This is a genomic window from Enterobacter sp. MGH 38 (genome assembly GCF_000492855.1).
In the GTDB taxonomy this organism is placed as follows: domain Bacteria; phylum Pseudomonadota; class Gammaproteobacteria; order Enterobacterales; family Enterobacteriaceae; genus Enterobacter; species Enterobacter hormaechei_C.
Genome location: NZ_KI535608.1, coordinates 1,452,561 through 1,468,033, shown reverse-complemented (window position 1 = coordinate 1,468,033; position 15,473 = coordinate 1,452,561). Strand labels below are relative to the sequence as shown.

Annotated in this window: 17 protein-coding genes and 1 pseudogene; 15 read left to right on the top strand and 3 right to left on the bottom strand. The window is 50.8% G+C overall.

Annotated elements, in window-relative coordinates:
• The first annotated feature begins 30 nt into the window (after positions 1 to 30).
• The 8 genes from L384_RS04475 to L384_RS04510 are packed head-to-tail and all read left to right on the top strand — an operon-like array spanning position 31 to position 8,891.
• The gene (locus tag L384_RS04475; protein WP_020690998.1) at positions 31 to 384 is read left to right on the top strand and encodes a hypothetical protein; all 354 of its coding nucleotides are present in this window, start codon (positions 31 to 33) and stop codon (positions 382 to 384) included.
• Between the two features lie 56 nt (positions 385 to 440).
• Positions 441 to 788 carry a phage tail protein gene (locus L384_RS04480; protein WP_015570921.1) on the top strand — a complete coding sequence of 116 codons (348 nt, stop codon included), beginning with the start codon at positions 441 to 443 and terminating at the stop codon, positions 786 to 788.
• Positions 785 to 1,540, top strand: coding sequence for a phage minor tail protein L (locus tag L384_RS04485; RefSeq protein WP_023324715.1), 756 nt, complete (start codon positions 785 to 787; stop codon positions 1,538 to 1,540). Before L384_RS04480 ends, L384_RS04485 begins: the two co-directional genes overlap by 4 nt.
• 1 nt (position 1,541) lies before the next feature.
• Positions 1,542 to 2,252, top strand: coding sequence for a C40 family peptidase (locus L384_RS04490; RefSeq protein ID WP_023324714.1), 711 nt, complete (start codon positions 1,542 to 1,544; stop codon positions 2,250 to 2,252).
• A gap of 32 nt (positions 2,253 to 2,284) precedes the next feature.
• The gene (locus tag L384_RS04495; RefSeq protein ID WP_017694304.1) at positions 2,285 to 2,914 is read left to right on the top strand and encodes a tail assembly protein; all 630 of its coding nucleotides are present in this window, start codon (positions 2,285 to 2,287) and stop codon (positions 2,912 to 2,914) included.
• A gap of 52 nt (positions 2,915 to 2,966) precedes the next feature.
• Entirely contained in the window at positions 2,967 to 6,548 is a 3,582-nt protein-coding gene (locus L384_RS04500) for a TipJ family phage tail tip protein (protein ID WP_023324713.1), read from the top strand.
• Between the two features lies 1 nt (position 6,549).
• The gene (locus L384_RS04505; RefSeq protein WP_032628261.1) at positions 6,550 to 7,515 is read left to right on the top strand and encodes a DUF6453 family protein; all 966 of its coding nucleotides are present in this window, start codon (positions 6,550 to 6,552) and stop codon (positions 7,513 to 7,515) included.
• A gap of 59 nt (positions 7,516 to 7,574) precedes the next feature.
• A complete protein-coding gene (locus tag L384_RS04510; RefSeq protein ID WP_023324711.1) occupies positions 7,575 to 8,891 on the top strand; it encodes a phage tail fiber protein in 1,317 nt (438 codons plus the stop codon).
• Here L384_RS04510 and L384_RS22815 read toward each other — a convergent pair.
• Complete coding sequence (locus L384_RS22815; protein ID WP_251997979.1) at positions 8,857 to 9,681, bottom strand: phage tail fiber protein; 825 nt, start codon at positions 9,679 to 9,681, stop codon at positions 8,857 to 8,859. The two genes, L384_RS04510 and L384_RS22815, sit on opposite strands and share 35 nt — an antisense overlap.
• A gap of 82 nt (positions 9,682 to 9,763) precedes the next feature.
• On the opposite strand from L384_RS22815, the gene L384_RS04515 reads away from it, so the two are divergent.
• The 4 genes from L384_RS04515 (at position 9,764) to L384_RS04530 (ending at position 13,227) form a co-directional block, all read left to right on the top strand.
• Entirely contained in the window at positions 9,764 to 10,321 is a 558-nt protein-coding gene (locus L384_RS04515; RefSeq protein ID WP_032628390.1) for a recombinase family protein, read from the top strand.
• Between the two features lie 172 nt (positions 10,322 to 10,493).
• Positions 10,494 to 10,913 (top strand): translesion error-prone DNA polymerase V autoproteolytic subunit, encoded by a 420-nt coding sequence (locus L384_RS04520; RefSeq protein WP_023324708.1) that lies wholly within the window; start codon positions 10,494 to 10,496, stop codon positions 10,911 to 10,913.
• A 2-nt stretch (positions 10,914 to 10,915) separates the two neighbouring features.
• Entirely contained in the window at positions 10,916 to 12,184 is a 1,269-nt protein-coding gene (locus L384_RS04525) for a Y-family DNA polymerase (protein ID WP_032628257.1), read from the top strand.
• A gap of 155 nt (positions 12,185 to 12,339) precedes the next feature.
• Positions 12,340 to 13,227: a hypothetical protein gene (locus L384_RS04530; protein WP_023324706.1), complete on the top strand. Its 888-nt coding sequence runs from the start codon at positions 12,340 to 12,342 to the stop codon at positions 13,225 to 13,227.
• On the opposite strand, the gene L384_RS04535 is transcribed toward L384_RS04530, so the two are convergent.
• Entirely contained in the window at positions 13,224 to 13,895 is a 672-nt protein-coding gene (locus L384_RS04535) for an SOS response-associated peptidase (RefSeq protein ID WP_023324705.1), read from the bottom strand. The genes L384_RS04530 and L384_RS04535 overlap by 4 nt on opposite strands.
• A gap of 324 nt (positions 13,896 to 14,219) precedes the next feature.
• Positions 14,220 to 14,417 (bottom strand): annotated as a pseudogene (locus tag L384_RS22105) (tyrosine-type recombinase/integrase); the annotation flags it as partial.
• A gap of 70 nt (positions 14,418 to 14,487) precedes the next feature.
• Between L384_RS22105 and L384_RS22810 the strand changes: the two are divergent.
• The 3 genes from L384_RS22810 to L384_RS04545 all read left to right on the top strand — a co-directional run bounded on the left by L384_RS22810 (position 14,488) and on the right by L384_RS04545 (position 15,464).
• Positions 14,488 to 14,619, top strand: coding sequence for a hypothetical protein (locus tag L384_RS22810; RefSeq protein ID WP_255343908.1), 132 nt, complete (start codon positions 14,488 to 14,490; stop codon positions 14,617 to 14,619).
• Between the two features lie 221 nt (positions 14,620 to 14,840).
• Positions 14,841 to 15,038, top strand: a complete 198-nt coding sequence (locus tag L384_RS04540; RefSeq protein WP_003856931.1) for a hypothetical protein — start codon at positions 14,841 to 14,843, stop codon at positions 15,036 to 15,038.
• Positions 15,039 to 15,041: 3 nt separating this feature from the next.
• On the top strand, positions 15,042 to 15,464 hold the full coding sequence (locus L384_RS04545) for a GFA family protein (protein WP_023324704.1): 423 nt from the start codon (positions 15,042 to 15,044) through the stop codon (positions 15,462 to 15,464).
• Positions 15,465 to 15,473 lie beyond the last annotated feature (9 nt).

Below are 15,473 nucleotides of genomic sequence, written 5' to 3'. Positions count from 1 at the left end.
GTTTCCGATTGCAATCAAAGGAAACTTAAAATGAAGAAGGTAGTGGCTTTAGCTCTTGGAGCTTTAATGTTGTCTGGCTGTACTGTTCGTGTTGCTGATATGACCGTTGGTAGTACTAAAAATTACAACCTGAACGCAGCTAAGTTTGAAAAAGGTCAACGTGTGACTGGTGAAGACAAAGCTCCAATTGTTATTTTCCCGCTGGGCATTCCAAGCGTTAAAACTGCAATGGATCGGGCTATTGAAAAAGACAAGTGTTCCGTAGGCCTAAGCGATGTTGTTATTTATCAATTAAACCACGCATTTCTGTTCGGCACATATGGTTACCGTGTTGAAGGCACGCAGATTATCGACAAGTCTCAGCTTGGTTGTGAAACCCGCTAATTTCCTTCTCATATTGTCACAAGCCACCTTCGGGTGGCTTTTTTTATGGAGCAAACATGGCACTGGAAACGTTCACCTGGCGAACGCAGATACAGGCGGGAATGGAAGGAACGTTTAGCCATAAAACCCGCTCTGCAACCTTTGGCGATGGCTATGAGCAGATTGCAGGGGAAGGCATCAACCCTGAAAAGCAGTCATGGCCTGTTACCCTAACGGGCAAAAAAACGGACATGCTCCAGGCCCTTAAATTCTTTCGTTCTCACGTTATAAAGTCATTCATCTGGACATCGCCAGTTGGCGAAACTGGGCTCTACCGGATTGAGGCCGAATCAATCAAGTCACAGCCCTTATCCAGCAACGTTCTGACCATTTCCGCAACATTCAAACAGGCGTACGCACCATGATCACAGCAGACTATCAAAGCCTTGAGCCCGGTAATAAAGTCCGGCTTATCGAAGTTGATGGCTCTACGTTCGGCGTGGATGATGTACTGCGATTTCACGCATACAACCTCCCGCACACAGAAGAAGAAATCGCTGCCGCTGGTGGCGATGAATCAAAGCTGAAGGCGAAAAGTATCTGGTGGCAGGGGGAGGAATATGCCGCCTGGCCGTATCAAATAGAAGGGCTTGAAGCCTCAACAGACGGCAACAGTGCCCAGCCAACACTCACGGTTGCAGATATCGATAGCAAGATTACAGCGCTGTGCCTTGCTTATGACGATATGCTACAGGCGAAAGTCACTATCTATGACACTTATTCGCATTATCTCGATGCGAAGAACTTCCCAGCAGGTAACGCAACAGCTGATCCGCAACAGGTCAGAAAACGAGTTTTTTACATTGATGGTAAAAGCAGCGAAATTCCGGGCGAAAGTATCGAATTCGTACTCGATAGCCCGATGTCGTTGCAGGGTAAGATGATCCCCACGCGCCAGCTTCATTCCCTGTGTACCTGGTGCATGCGCAATAAGTACCGAACCGGTGACGGTTGCGATTATGCCGGAACCAGATACTTCGATAACAATAATAATCCTGTCGATGATCCCTCGCTTGATGTCTGTAACGGTACGCTCACGGCGTGCAAACTTCGCTTCGGAGAGAATGAAGAACTGCCGTTTGGTGGTTTCCCGGGAACGTCTTTAATCAGGAGCTGATATGCGTCAGAAAACCATTGATGCGATTATGGCGCATGCAGCCGCTGAATATCCTCGTGAGTGCTGTGGTGTGGTGGCGCAGAAAAGCCGCGTTGAACGTTATTTTCCGTGCCGGAATCTTGCCGTGGCGCCGGAGGAAAATTTTGTCCTCTGCCCGGAAGATTACGCAGTTGCTGAGGACTGGGGTACGGTGATCGCCATCGTTCACAGCCACCCTGACGCCACTACGCAGCCGAGCGAACTGGATAAAGCGCAATGCGACTCAACGCTTTTACCCTGGCATATCGTGAGCTGGCCGGAGGGGGATTTAAGAACCATCCAGCCGCGTGGAGAACTGCCGCTGCTGGAGCGCCCGTTTGTGCTTGGTCACTTTGACTGCTGGGGGCTGGTGATGAGCTATTACCGGCAAACGCACGGGATAGAGCTTCACGATTACCGGGTCGATTATCCCTGGTGGGAAAACGACTACCCGGACAACTTCTATCAGGATTGCTGGTATGAGTGCGGATTCCGTGAATTCGACGGGCCGCCAAAACCTGGCGATATGGTGATCATGCAGGTTCAGGCTGATAAGTGGAATCATGCGGGGATTCTGCTGGAAGGCAACATGCTACTGCATCACCTTTATGGTCATCTGAGCCAGCGCGTACCTTATGGCGGTTACTGGCGTGAGCGCACGATGAAAATACTGCGCTTTAAAGACCGTTTCTGATAACTGCCTGTGACAGTTTTTATGGGGGAAAAATGGCTGCATTACTCAATGTTGAGCCGGTCCGCACAATTCGATTGTACGGCGTGCTAGGCGCCACCTTCGGGCGTGAATATCGTTTATCAGTAGCCTCACCAAAGGAGGCCATCCGCGCCCTAAGCGTTATCGTGCCGGGTTTTGAACGTTTCCTGAATACCAGTAAGCAACGAGGTTTAACTTATGCGGTATTCAGCGGGAAACGAAACCTCTTAAACGATGAGCTCAGTATGGACAGGAGCACAGAGGAAATCCGCATCGCGCCGGTGATCATCGGCAGTAAGCGAGCCGGGGTGTTTCAGACAATCCTCGGGGTTGCCCTTGTCGCTGTTGCTGCGTTCGTCACGGGAGGGGCCGCGATTGGGATTGGTGGTACCGCTTTCGCTGGTGGATGGGGCGCTGTGGCGGGGATTGGGGCATCAATGGCGATCGGCGGCGTAGTCCAGATGCTTTCCCCACAGACAACCGGGCTCGCCAGTAAGCAATCTGCGGATAACCAAGCCAGCTACGCCTTTGGTGGCGTGACGAACACAACCTCTCAGGGAAACCCTGTCCCCATTCTCTATGGTAAACGGCGAATCGGCGGCGCTGTTGCCTCTGCCGGGATTTACGTAGAAGATCAGCAATAACAAATATTTGTCATTCAGGCCACCTTCGGGTGGCTTTTTTTATGGGCGCGATATGGTTAAAACAATTACCGGACGTAAAGGCGGCAGCTCGAGTTCTCGCACCCCTGTCGAGCAGCCCGATGATCTCCAGTCCGTTGCGAAAGCGAAAATCCTGATGGTTCTCGGTGAAGGGGAGTTTGCTGGTGGGCTGACCGCGAGGGATATCTACCTAGACGGAACGGCTCTGGAGAATGCTGACGGCTCTCAAAACTTCAGCGGCGTTACGTGGGAATTTCGCGCGGGAACTCAGGCGCAAAAATATATTCAGGGCATACCCGGTACCGAAAACGAAATCAACGTGGGAACTGAGGTATCGAGCGCTACAGCGTGGACGCGCACGTTTACCAATATGCAGCTTTCAGCGGTTCGCCTGCGCCTGAAATGGCCTTCGCTTTTCAAGCAGGAGGACGACGGCGATCTGGTCGGTTACTCGGTTAATTATGCGATTGACCTGCAGACGGATGGTGGCACATGGCAGACGGTACTCAATACCAGTGTGACCGGCAAAACGACTTCAGGTTACGAGCGCAGCCACCGTATTGATTTACCTCAGGCTGGCAGTACCTGGACAATCCGACTCCGTAAGATAACGTCTGATGCCAACAGCGCGAAGATCGGCGACACGATGATCTTGCAGAGCTTTACCGAGGTAATTGATGCCAAGTTACGCTATCCAAACACAGCGCTGCTTTATATCGAATTCGATTCGAGCCAGTTTAACGGCTCTATCCCGCAGATCTCCTGCGAGCCCCGCGGCCGCGTTATCCGCGTACCGGATACTTACGACCCCGAAACCCGCACTTATAGCGGTACGTGGACTGGGACATTTAAATGGGCCTGGACCGATAACCCTGCCTGGATATTCTACGACCTGGTGGTTAGCGACCGTTTCGGACTTGGGGATCGTCTTTCAACGGCCAACATAGATAAATGGACGCTCTACCAGGTTGCGCAGTATTGCGATCAAATGGTACCGGACGGCAAAGGCGGAAGTGGTACCGAACCACGTTATACCTGCAACGTCTACATTCAGGAACGCAACGACGCTTATACGGTCCTGCGTGATTTTGCTGCCATCTTCCGTGGGATGACCTACTGGGGCGACGACCAGATTGTGGCGCTGGCGGACATGCCGAGAGATGTAGATTTTACATACACGCATGCGAACGTTATTGATGGGCGCTTTACCTATTCCAGCAGCACCACAAAGAACCGTTACACCAATGCGCTGGTGTCCTGGTCTGATCCTGATAACGCTTATTCTGATGCGATGGAGCCTGTTTTTGAGCAGGCGCTGGTTGCGCGTTATGGGTTTAATCAACTTGAGATAACGGCTATCGGTTGTACCCGTCAGTCGGAAGCGAATCGGAAAGGGCGATGTGGGATCCTCACCAACAACAAAGATCGCGTTGTTACTTTCAATGTAGGGGAAGATGGCAACATTCCGCAGCCTGGCTATGTAATCGCTGTAGCGGACCGAAATCTCTCCGGGCGCGACCTGGGCGGCCGTATCTCTGCGGTGAATGGTCGCGTGCTGACGCTGGACAGGGCGCCGGATGCTTCGGCAGACGACAGGATGATTGTCAATCTTCCATCGGGTGTTTCACAGTCACGCACCATCCAGTCGATAACGGGCAATAAAGTAACCGTTACGACTGCTTACAGCGAAACGCCGGTGGCTCAGGCCGTGTGGGTCATAGAGTCTGATGAACTCTATGCACAGCAGTATCGCGTTATAACGGTAACAGATAATAATGACGGCACGTTCACAATCGTCGGTGCAAATCATGATCCGGATAAATATGCCCGAATCGATACCGGAGCCATCATTGACCAGCGGCCGGTGAGCGTGATCCCGCCCAGCAATCAGTCACCGCCAGACAACATCGTAATCAGTTCGTTTTCAGTGGTGCAGCAGAATATCAGCGTCGAAACCATGCGCGTGAGCTGGGACCAGGCGCAGAATGCTATCGCCTATGAAGCGCAATGGCGCCGCAACGACGGGAACTGGGTTAACGTGCCGCGCAGTTCCACCACGTCATTCGACGTTCCTGGGATTTATGCCGGGCGCTATCTGGTACGTGTACGCGCCATCAATGCCGCAGAAATTTCTTCCGGATGGGGATATTCGGAAGAGAAAACGCTGACGGGTAAAGTGGGCAATCCGCCGAAACCGGTCGGCTTCATCGCTTCCGATAATGTGGTATTCGGTATCGAGCTGAGCTGGGGATTCCCGGCGAACACCGACGACACGCTGAAGACGGAAATTCAGTACAGCCTGACGGGTATCGAAGAGGATGCGATGCTGCTGGCCGATGTGCCTTATCCGCAGCGCAAGTATCAGCAGATGGGCCTTAAGGCAGGGCAAATTTTCTGGTACCGCGCGCAGCTGGTGGACCGCAGCGGAAACGAATCAGGGTATACAGACTTTGTGCGCGGACAGGCCAGCATCGATGTATCCGATATCACCGATGCCATTCTGGAGGACATGAAAGGCTCCGATACGTTCAAAGACCTGATCGAGAACGCGGTAGACAGCAATGAAAAAATTGCTGGCATGGCTGACGACATCAAACAGGCCAACGATGAACTGGCGCAACAGGCGCAGGAAATCGCCAAAAATGCCCAGGATATCGGGAAGGTTCAGACCAGCGTTACAAACCTGTCGAGCACGGTCGGAGATGTGTCTTCTTCTCTGAGCGAGCTTGAGCAGACAGTGGCGACGGCCGATACCGCACTGGGTCAGCGAATCGATAGCATCAATGTGTCTGTGGACGGCATGGCGGGGGGAGTGAAGAACTCCGCCATCGCGATTATTCAGGGCAACCTGGCGCAGGTGGCTGCGCGCAAAACGCTGTCTGCATCGGTCGCCGGTAACAGCGCGCACCTGGATCGCATTGATGAGGTGATCGTCAACGAGAAGGAGGCAACGGCGCGTTCGCTGCTAAGTTTGCAGACTGACGTGAACGGCAACAAGGCATCCATCAACAGCCTGAACCAGACGTTCTCCGATTATCAGCAGGCCACCGCCACGCAGATAAACGGCATCACGGCGACCATCAACGGGCACACTTCAGCGATCACCACCAACGCGCAGGCCATTGCGAACGTCAACGGCGACCTGAAGGCGATGTACAGCATCAAGGTCGGGTTATCCAGCAATGGTCAGCTTTACGCGGCAGGGATGGGGATCGGCGTGGAGAATACGCCGTCCGGCATGCAGTCGCAGGTTATCTTCCTGGCTGACCGCTTCGCCGTAACGCACCAGGCCGGAGCGAGCGTTACGCTTCCTTTCGTTATCCAGAATGGGCAGACCATAATTCGGGACACGGTTATTGGAGACGGGACGATTGGAAACGCCAAGATCGGCAGCTATATCCAATCTTCAACCTGGGACGGCACCGGGAACGTTGGCTGGCACATCAACAAATCTGGCTACGCGACGTTTAACAACGTGACCGTTCGCGGCTCGATTTACGCCACAAACGGTAATTTTTCTTTCAATGGCTCCGGCAATACAACGCTGATTAATGGTAATGGCGTAACCATTAATATTCCGGGTGGCGGCCGCATCGTACTGGGGACGTGGACATAAAATGCCGACAGGACTACTGATAGAACTAAATGACGGCGGAAAGCGCATGGAGATAACTGCGGGCCTGCGATGCCCGTCGTTTGGGGCCAACTTTGACAGTGGCTACCAGAAAGCCAAGTACGCTGATATTGCCGGTTATGTTTCCGGGGCGCAGGTGCTGTTTATCCCTCACGCAACGGCTTATCTTGATTCAGGGCTGCTTCATAAAATGAACTCGGTCACCATATCCGGTGGCCGCGTGACGCAGAACTCCACGATGAAGGATGTAAGCATCAGTGAGCGTGAAAGTACGTACACGTTCCCCGGTAGCCTCTGGCAGATATTTCCGTCAGGCCAGCGTAGTGGTGTGGGTCTTCTCATCAGCAACAGCACTGACTTCACCTCAATAACCAATGCTACACAGTCAGGACAGTGTATCTGGAAGGGTACCGTCAATGTTCCCACTGGCGGCTGGGCAGTTCCCACGATAGCGGGGTACGACAAGTCCAAATATATCGTCTTTGGGCGCTGCAATAGCGGTAACACAGTCGATTTCGATGGCAACACGGTCAGGTTCTTCAGCCCTCCATCCACCAACGATGATGCTCCGACGACCGGCACGATAGATATTGTCATCTTTGCCAGTGGCGTGGCGCCTCAGCCGGGCACCGGCCTCAACATCTTCAATGCAGCCGGGGCTTGCACGTTTTCGACGACAAAGCGGCCTTTCGTCTACCTCAACCAACTCTGGACGCCTTCGAAAAATGCCGTGAGCATCGGCAGCGGCTATGTTCCGCTGGGCAGGTTCGGGCTGATGGCTCACGAAGTAAATGGCATGTACGTGTATCGAATGTTCGGAATAAAAATACAGAACGGCAGTGCTTCAGTTCAGGGTGGGAAATATCTTGGGCGCGAGCGGTATGCAATTTTTGGTAATGACACGGTAACGCCACTGAATCTTCCCGTTCTTCCCGATATGTACGTCTGAATAAACTGTCTTTTTAATCAACCTCGCTCCGGCGGGGTTTTTTATTGCCTGGAGATAATATGCTTTATAACACTGGCACCATCGCCATTAACGGAAATACAGCCACCGGCACCGGCACGAACTGGACGGCACCGGCCAGCCAGATTCGGATTGGCCAGACGTTGTTTGTTCTTTCTAACCCGGTACAGATGTTTCAGATCATCGCCATCAACAGTGCGACGTCACTGACGGTTACGCCTGCCGCGTCTCCGGCGTTGAGCGGCCAGAAGTACGGCATTCTTGTTACTGATAGTCTCTCGGTCGACGGCCTGGCGCAGAGCATGTCTCAGCTCATCAACGAGTATGACGAGAACATCGGCGCCTGGGAGACGTTCGCCACCACCTCAGCAAACCAGAACATCACCGTTACCATCAACGGCGCTCGTGTAACCATTCCGGCGATCGGCAAACTGGTCCAGAAAGGAAGTAATGGAGCAGTCCCAATTAGCCAGGGTGGGACCGGGGCAACGAATGCCGCTGACGCACGCACAAACCTCGGTTTGGGAAATAGCGCTACAAGAGACGTTGATAATCAGTTTGCCCCGGTGTCGTCGTACATCAACGGAGCCGCTGTTATGGTCCAGGTTCATCGCGATTACAGGAACCTTGCCTCTTATGATGGTATTTCACAATATCCGCTCGGCATGTCTTTTGGCATACAGCTTGGAGGAAATGGATGGGGTGGAGGCAGCGGAGTTGATACTTACACGGGCATGTTAACACTCCGTGGCTGGCATGATTCGTCGGGTGGTGGCTATGTGTCGTGGCAGTTAGCGTCCACCTCTCAGGGCCTCAAATATCGTCAGGGTAATGGAACAATTCAGGGCAATGCTAACGTAGGGTTCTCCACGACGCACACCATTTATTCGACGCAGAACACCACGAAAGCCAGTGACGGAACGCTCAAGGCTGCATCCCCAGTAGTTAAGCTTTTTGCAGACGGTTCGTTTGAAACTAATGACGAATCAGAAGGCTGTTCTGTAACTCGTATGAAAGCCGGAGAGTATCTGATCGAGGGCTGCATGGGTATGAACTCTGATGCGGCGTGGGGTGGGATTGATGGCGGTTTTGATATTCCTAAAGATCGCAACGGGCAGGCCCTGATCTGGCTTGACTATGAGGTAAATGCCGACGGGTCAGTGCTCGTGAAAACATTCCACCGGGAATACTCGACGGCACCGATATTTGCGAGGAACTCCCGGGAAGGTCTCGCAGATGGCGAAGCGGCCGACATTCCGGCCGATCAGTTTGTCAGTGTCCGTGTAGAGATGCCGCAAAACAGTATCTGGAATCAACGTGCGGCTATGGCTCAAGTCCCTGACTCATCCGCTGATTAAAGGCAGAATCATCAGGCATATCCAGGCGAACATCGATCCAGCTGTTCGCTGGCACGTCCATCGGTTCCCCTTTCGTTTTGACGATCTCCCCGTCATCGCCTAGCAGGTATTTTCGCTTAAACAGGCGGATAGTCAGTCCTCCGTTTTCGGTTTGCTCTGCCTCAACTACACCCAGTTCCCCCATGCCGACAGGGTCCATTGGCGGCAGTAACTGCCATCCCTCTGACGCCAGGCCTGCCGAACCTGTCAGCACATAAACACCAACATCGACCCGGGAAATTTTGATTCCTTCAGCTTCGGTGTTCGCAGTACCGCAGCCGCACCAGATAAAATCATTTTCATCAATATCGGTGCGCTGATTCTCGTTCTGAGATTTCACGATTCTGGCCACCGGCGAAGCTGCTTTCAGCGTGCCATCGGAGGATTTAGTGGTATTTTCAGAAGTGTAAACAACTGAGCCTGGCTTCACAGACAGCATTGTTGAGAATGCATCGGTGCCATTATTTCTTCCTGCGATTTGGTAAGAGACGGCACCACCAATGCCTGCAACACCTGCCCTGAAGCGAGGAGTACCGTTAACCATCACCGTATGAGCCCATACACTACCCACCGTTGAAAGTCCTTCAACGGTAAAAGCGTAAGGGTTGCCAGCGATACCTGCGATATTCAGAGCATTCGTTAATGTACCTCCGCTCAAGCCCAGCGCGCCAAGGTTTGAGAGTGCAGAACTGGCAGTCTTTGCACCTGTTCCTCCCAGTTCTAATGGGATGACACCATTGCTGTCTACCAAACCGACGTTTTATAGATTACCCTGCGGCATCCATGCCGATAACTTCACCTGATTTTTTTGCAGAAAATATTGGGTGAAAAATATGCATATTGGCTACGTTAGGGTGTCAACAAATGACCAAAACACAGATCTCCAGCGACAAGCTCTCGAACGAGCAGGATGTGAACAGGTTTTTGAGGAAAAAATGAGCGGGGCGGTAGCGAACCGGCCAGCGCTTAAAAAGCTTCTGCGAACGCTGAACGAGGGCGATACGCTGGTAGTGTGGAAGCTGGATCGCCTCGGGCGAAGCATGCGGAACCTGGTACTGCTGGTCGACGAACTCCGGCAGCGCGGCATCCACTTCAAAAGCCTTACGGACAGCATCGACACTTCCAGCCCAATGGGGCGTTTCATATTCCACATCATGTCGGCCCTGGCCGAAATGGAGAGGGAGTTAATCGTGGAACGCACCCGGGCAGGATTGGCGGCAGCCCGGGAGAAGGGACGCATAGGTGGCAGGCGTCCGAAGTTAACCCCAGAGCAATGGGCGCAGGCTGGCAGGTTGATTTCAAACGGCGTGGACAGAAAGCAGGTGGCGATTATTTACGACGTAGCGGTGTGCACGCTGTATAAAAAATTCCCTGCATCCAAACCGGCTTAAATTTGTGCATCTAGGATTCAAGTCGGAAAATTTACAAAAATAATAATTCGAAGCCTGATAGAAACTTAGAAACGAAGCGGTGAAGCTTTAAACAGTCGCTACGACTAAGGTGTATTGCGCGCTGACAGAAACGAAACTACTGTATATATAAACAGTATTTGAGGTATGCGTAATGGAGTTTATCAGGCCTACTGAACTGCGAGAAATTATCGCAATCCCACTATACAGCGATTTGGTGCAATGTGGTTTTCCCAGCCCCGCAGCTGATTATGTAGAGCAGCGTATTGATCTTAATGAGTTGCTTGTTTCCCATCCCAGCTCAACGTATTTCGTTAAAGCCGCAGGGGATTCGATGATAGAAGCGGGGATCAGCGACGGTGATCTGCTGGTGGTTGATAGCTCACGGACTGCTGAACACGGAGACATTGTCATTGCGGCTGTGGATGGGGAATTTACTGTTAAACGTCTTCAACTGCGTCCAACTGTTCAGCTCAATCCGATGAACAGCGCATACTCACCGATCATCGTCGGTAGCGAAGATACGCTGGACGTTTTCGGCGTCGTGACTTTCATCGTTAAATCTGCGAGCTGAATATGTTTGCGCTCTGTGATGTGAATTCGTTCTACGCATCATGCGAGACTGTATTCAGGCCGGACCTGAGAGGGCGGCCTGTTGTTGTTCTCTCAAATAACGATGGCTGTGTAATCGCACGCAGCGCAGAAGCAAAAGCGGCAGGAATCACCATGGGGGAGCCATTTTTCAAGCAAAAAGAGCTTTTCCGGCGCGCGGGCGTTGTTTGCTTCAGCAGCAACTATGAGCTGTATGCTGATATGTCGAACCGGGTAATGACAACACTGGAGGAAATGAGCCCTCGCGTCGAAATTTACAGCATCGACGAAGCTTTTTGCGACCTGACTGGTGTTCGCAACTGCCGGGACCTGACGGAGTTCGGCAAAGAGATCCGTGCTACGGTTCAGAAGCGTACTCACCTCACCGTTGGCGTTGGCATTGCTCAGACAAAAACTCTCGCTAAACTCGCCAACCACGCCGCAAAGAAATGGCAGCGGCAGACGGGCGGTGTAGTGGACCTGTCAAATATCGATCGCCAGCGCCGACTCCTTGCCCTGGTACCCATTGAGGACGTATGGGGCGTCGGCAGGCGTATTAGTAAGAAGCTGAACGCCATGGGTATCAAAACTGCGCTGGACCTTTCGGAGCAGAGCACGTGGATAATCAGAAAGCACTTTAACGTTGTACTCGAGCGGACTGTCCGGGAGCTGCGCGGCGAGCCTTGTCTCGATCTTGAAGAGTTTGCACCGGCAAAGCAGGAAATCGTCTGTAGTCGGTCATTCGGCGAACGCGTTACTGAGTATGAACAGATGCGCCAGGCTATCTGTAGCTATGCCGCCCGTGGTGCTGAAAAACTTCGGGGGGAACATCAGTACTGCCGCTTTATCTCTACGTTCGTGAAGACTTCACCCTTTGCCCTGAATGAGACATATTACGGCAACAGTGCGTCAATGAAGCTTCTCACCCCTACTCAGGACTCACGCGACATTATCAACGCCGCGGTAAAGTGCCTGGACAAAATCTGGAAGGATGGTCACCGGTACCAGAAAGCAGGCATTATGCTGGGTGACTTTTTCAGCCAGGGCGTGGCGCAGTTAAACCTTTTTGATGAGAACGCGCCGCGGGCTGGTAGCGAAAGTTTGATGGAAGTGCTCGATCACCTGAACGCGAAAGACGGAAAGGGAACCCTCTTCTTTGCCGGGCAGGGTATGCAGCAGCAGTGGCAGATGAAACGTCAAATGTTGTCGCCTCGGTATACTACCAGATTCGATGATTTGCTTAGGGTGAAATAATTCCATAATATGCTGGAATGTATACAGATAAGTTTAGCTTTTGTTAGTGAGCTTAACATCTAGAAATACCATGAATAGGTTTAGTTGACTTAATTTTTTTGGGTGGGTGCTGAATGCAGTTTCATGTGGATTTTTGATAAATTAATGGGGGGGGTATGAGTGGTCGAGTTAATGGTAAAAGCATTAGCAATAGTTTTACCAAAAGGTTCTTTGTGTGCTTAATTAAAATTGCATTATTTTTATCAGGGGTTTTTACAGTTTTACTAATTCCATTTGGTGCTTTTTTTATTTTTGTTGTGTTGTTTTTGAAGATGCGGTTATCTCAAAAGGCAACTCACTTATACCACTTCTCGAATGGAGAGGATAATTTTAGCAATATACTAAAGTCTAGATGTCTTATGTCATTAACAGGCGGTAGATGTTATGCTACATCTCGGTTCAATCCTAATCTGGGTGTTAGTACCGTAGGGGATAAAAATCAAAAATTCTTTATAGTTTTTAGAGGCGAGGCAGTCTCTTTTTTCAAACCCATTGTCAGCAATTGCAGAGATTACTTCCATATATGGAAGTGGTGGAAAAGCTTTCGTTGCGAATGGGTGAGTCGTAATTTAATAGATATAGGGCTCCCAAACTCACTTACAATTCATACAAGAATAAAAGTATCTAAAGGATTTTTCACCAGAAAGAAAAGAATTGTTTACTACAATTTTGTGGTTGTCGATTCTTTGGAATGGTTAACTGAGAAGAATTACATTCTGTCTCTACAGAAAAGAGTTTTTTGGTTTTTTGAGTGGGTGCTTTCCTTTTTTATTTGGTTTGCTGCGGCAACGTTAAATTATATTTTCTATTGCTTGGTAAATAAAAAAGAACTAAGTGCGCCAATGAATGACTTGATTCTTACTATAAAAAACAATTGTTGCATAAGTGTGACTGTGGTCTTCTTTATTGCAATAATAGGTTGTATTTCTCACAGCAAACTCAAGGCATTGGCAATAAATACAAGGAAAAATATTCAGCATGAAAAGTATAAAATCAAAGATTAGTTTATCGCTCTGATTGCATTTGAATTGTTGTATCGTACATTACCCACAGCATGCGACACTGCATGCCAGATAAACATGTCGGCGGACACTGTCCCGTCGGCAACTATTCCTTCAGCTTCGTTCCCTCCTACACCAGGACGCATCCATTCTCGTGCTGCTTCCGGTGACAGAACCAGTGGCCGTCGGTCGTGAATATCGACCAGTCCTTTGTCAGCTGCAGACGTCACAATCAGAAAACCTTCTGCTTCATCACCACGCTCAAATGGCGTACTGCCGATCGCTGCCATGAAAATGGGCTGACCATCTGCCCGGTGAATAAAGTAGGGCTGTTTCTTGTCGCCTTCCTTCTTCCATTCGAACCATCCGTCGGCGAAGCATATCGCCCGGCCATGCTGCCAGAGAGGTTTAAACATTCTGCTGGTGGCCGCCGTCTCGATGCGAGCGTTAATCAGTGGCGGCTTATCCCACCACCCGGGCGCATATGACCACAGGACAGGATCGAGGTGCAACTGTTCGTCTCGTTCGCTCAGCAACAGAACTTTGGTACCGGGCGCGACGTTGTATCGGCCAATGGGTTCCGGGTCGTATGCGATGTCGCGAACGGCTTCATGAGCCAGGTAAGCCAGATATTCTTCACGGGTTTGTGCTTGTGCAAAACGTCCACACATAGAAACCTCCAGTCAGTCAGACTGAAAGTATATGGCAGGGAGAAAAAGGAGGGCACACTGGCTAAAGTTAGGGGCAAATTTAGGGGCAAAACTGAGGAATAGGGGCAAAAAAAGGGCATTAAAAATGTATTACTGGGTAGCTTTAGGGAGAAACTGCTATGCTTTAACTAATTGAATAAATTGACAAAACGAAAGCAATCAATGAGTTAATAAAATCAGCGTAGCTTATTCAGGTTGTATTGTTCTTTCTTGTTAATCTCTTGATTTTGTTGCATCTATTCGTTACTCAGATCTCAAATGGGGCACAGGGTGAGGAAAACGATTTCAAAGCGTCAGCTTCGTGTTCATCTCTTCTATCCATGTAGCATAGATTTCATACACCATCTGCGCATTTACGTGCCCCATCTGGTTAGCGATAAAAGACGGGTTTGCGGCTACCGGTAAAAACCAGCATGCGAAAGTGTGTCGTGTATGGTACGGATTGCAGCGCCGAATGCCAGCACGATTTACAAATGAGCCCCACAGGAGAAGTTTGGTTAAGACTGAAGGGTTGTCTACACTTACAGCTTACGCAGTAAAAACGGAGGTGAAAATGACTGACCGTCCCGTTCATGGTGACCATCCTGATTATAATCCCAGCCCGGATAACCCGGAAAAGGATAGAAGAAAACCGAAAGATGATCCTGGCTCAGCGCCTGAATCAGGCGATAAAGATCCAGAGTAATGACCAACCGCCTTTACGAAGGCGGTTTTAACACCCATTACGGCCTCTCTACGCGCACCGCTATTCACGTTATCCTCATCAACGTCGTCTGATAACCGCTCAGAATCCAGCCCTTTTTTGCCGGATGAACGGGTGAGATAAAGCACGGATCTCATTCCCGCGTACCAGCGCGTTTTACAGTTCTCCTGCTACGCTTTTGAGGGGGACAAGGGAGCGCTTCTATGAAAAATAAAGACGAGCAGACAGGATTAGTTGGGCTGGCGATTGGTGCCGCCGTTATCGGGCTGGTTTCATCCCAGAAGATCATCAACCGTGAAAGTATTGTCGATGAACTGGTAAGGCTCGGCAGGCAGAAGGGGGATGGTGTCGAAGATGAGGTCTTTTTAAAAGCGGCTGAGTTAGTGAGAAAAGGGGTATAAGCGATGGCTGACATTCGTCATGCACAGTGTCATTGTGGGGCGGTGAAATTTACGGTTGAGCTGACGGACGGCCTGAATACCGCACGTCGATGTAGCTGCTCGTTTTGCAGGATGCGTGGGGCGGTCGTGGTTTCAGCGCCTTTGACGGGCATTAAGGTGACGCAGGGCGCGGACACGCTCACAGAGTACCGTTTCAACACCGGCACGGCGCGCCATTTCTTCTGTTCGATTTGCGGTATTTACACGTTCCACCAACGACGTTCCAATCCCAATGAATATGGTGTGAATGTCGCCTGTCTGGAAAATGTCACGCCATTCGACTTCCCGGAAGTGGCGGTAATGGATGGAGTAAATCACCCTATGGATGACGACAGCGGGGTATTTGGCTATCTCTCTTTCCGTAAAGAACAGACGAAACAGCGATGAAAACTAGCC

Excerpts from the sequence above, each read along its gene's own strand:
- L384_RS04485 (WP_023324715.1), top strand. The coding sequence starts at position 785 with ATGATCACAGCAGACTATCAAAGCCTTGAGCCCGGTAATAAAGTCCGG.
- L384_RS04530 (WP_023324706.1), top strand. The coding sequence starts at position 12,340 with ATGAGTGGTCGAGTTAATGGTAAAAGCATTAGCAATAGTTTTACCAAA.
- L384_RS04535 (WP_023324705.1), bottom strand. The coding sequence starts at position 13,895 with ATGTGTGGACGTTTTGCACAAGCACAAACCCGTGAAGAATATCTGGCT.
- L384_RS04520 (WP_023324708.1), top strand. The coding sequence starts at position 10,494 with ATGGAGTTTATCAGGCCTACTGAACTGCGAGAAATTATCGCAATCCCA.
- L384_RS04500 (WP_023324713.1), top strand. The coding sequence starts at position 2,967 with ATGGTTAAAACAATTACCGGACGTAAAGGCGGCAGCTCGAGTTCTCGC.
- L384_RS04540 (WP_003856931.1), top strand. The coding sequence starts at position 14,841 with ATGAAAAATAAAGACGAGCAGACAGGATTAGTTGGGCTGGCGATTGGT.
- L384_RS22810 (WP_255343908.1), top strand. The coding sequence starts at position 14,488 with ATGACTGACCGTCCCGTTCATGGTGACCATCCTGATTATAATCCCAGC.
- L384_RS04475 (WP_020690998.1), top strand. The coding sequence starts at position 31 with ATGAAGAAGGTAGTGGCTTTAGCTCTTGGAGCTTTAATGTTGTCTGGC.
- L384_RS04510 (WP_023324711.1), top strand. The coding sequence starts at position 7,575 with ATGCTTTATAACACTGGCACCATCGCCATTAACGGAAATACAGCCACC.
- L384_RS04505 (WP_032628261.1), top strand. The coding sequence starts at position 6,550 with ATGCCGACAGGACTACTGATAGAACTAAATGACGGCGGAAAGCGCATG.
- L384_RS04495 (WP_017694304.1), top strand. The coding sequence starts at position 2,285 with ATGGCTGCATTACTCAATGTTGAGCCGGTCCGCACAATTCGATTGTAC.
- L384_RS04525 (WP_032628257.1), top strand. The coding sequence starts at position 10,916 with ATGTTTGCGCTCTGTGATGTGAATTCGTTCTACGCATCATGCGAGACT.
- L384_RS04515 (WP_032628390.1), top strand. The coding sequence starts at position 9,764 with ATGCATATTGGCTACGTTAGGGTGTCAACAAATGACCAAAACACAGAT.
- L384_RS04545 (WP_023324704.1), top strand. The coding sequence starts at position 15,042 with ATGGCTGACATTCGTCATGCACAGTGTCATTGTGGGGCGGTGAAATTT.
- L384_RS04490 (WP_023324714.1), top strand. The coding sequence starts at position 1,542 with ATGCGTCAGAAAACCATTGATGCGATTATGGCGCATGCAGCCGCTGAA.
- L384_RS04480 (WP_015570921.1), top strand. The coding sequence starts at position 441 with ATGGCACTGGAAACGTTCACCTGGCGAACGCAGATACAGGCGGGAATG.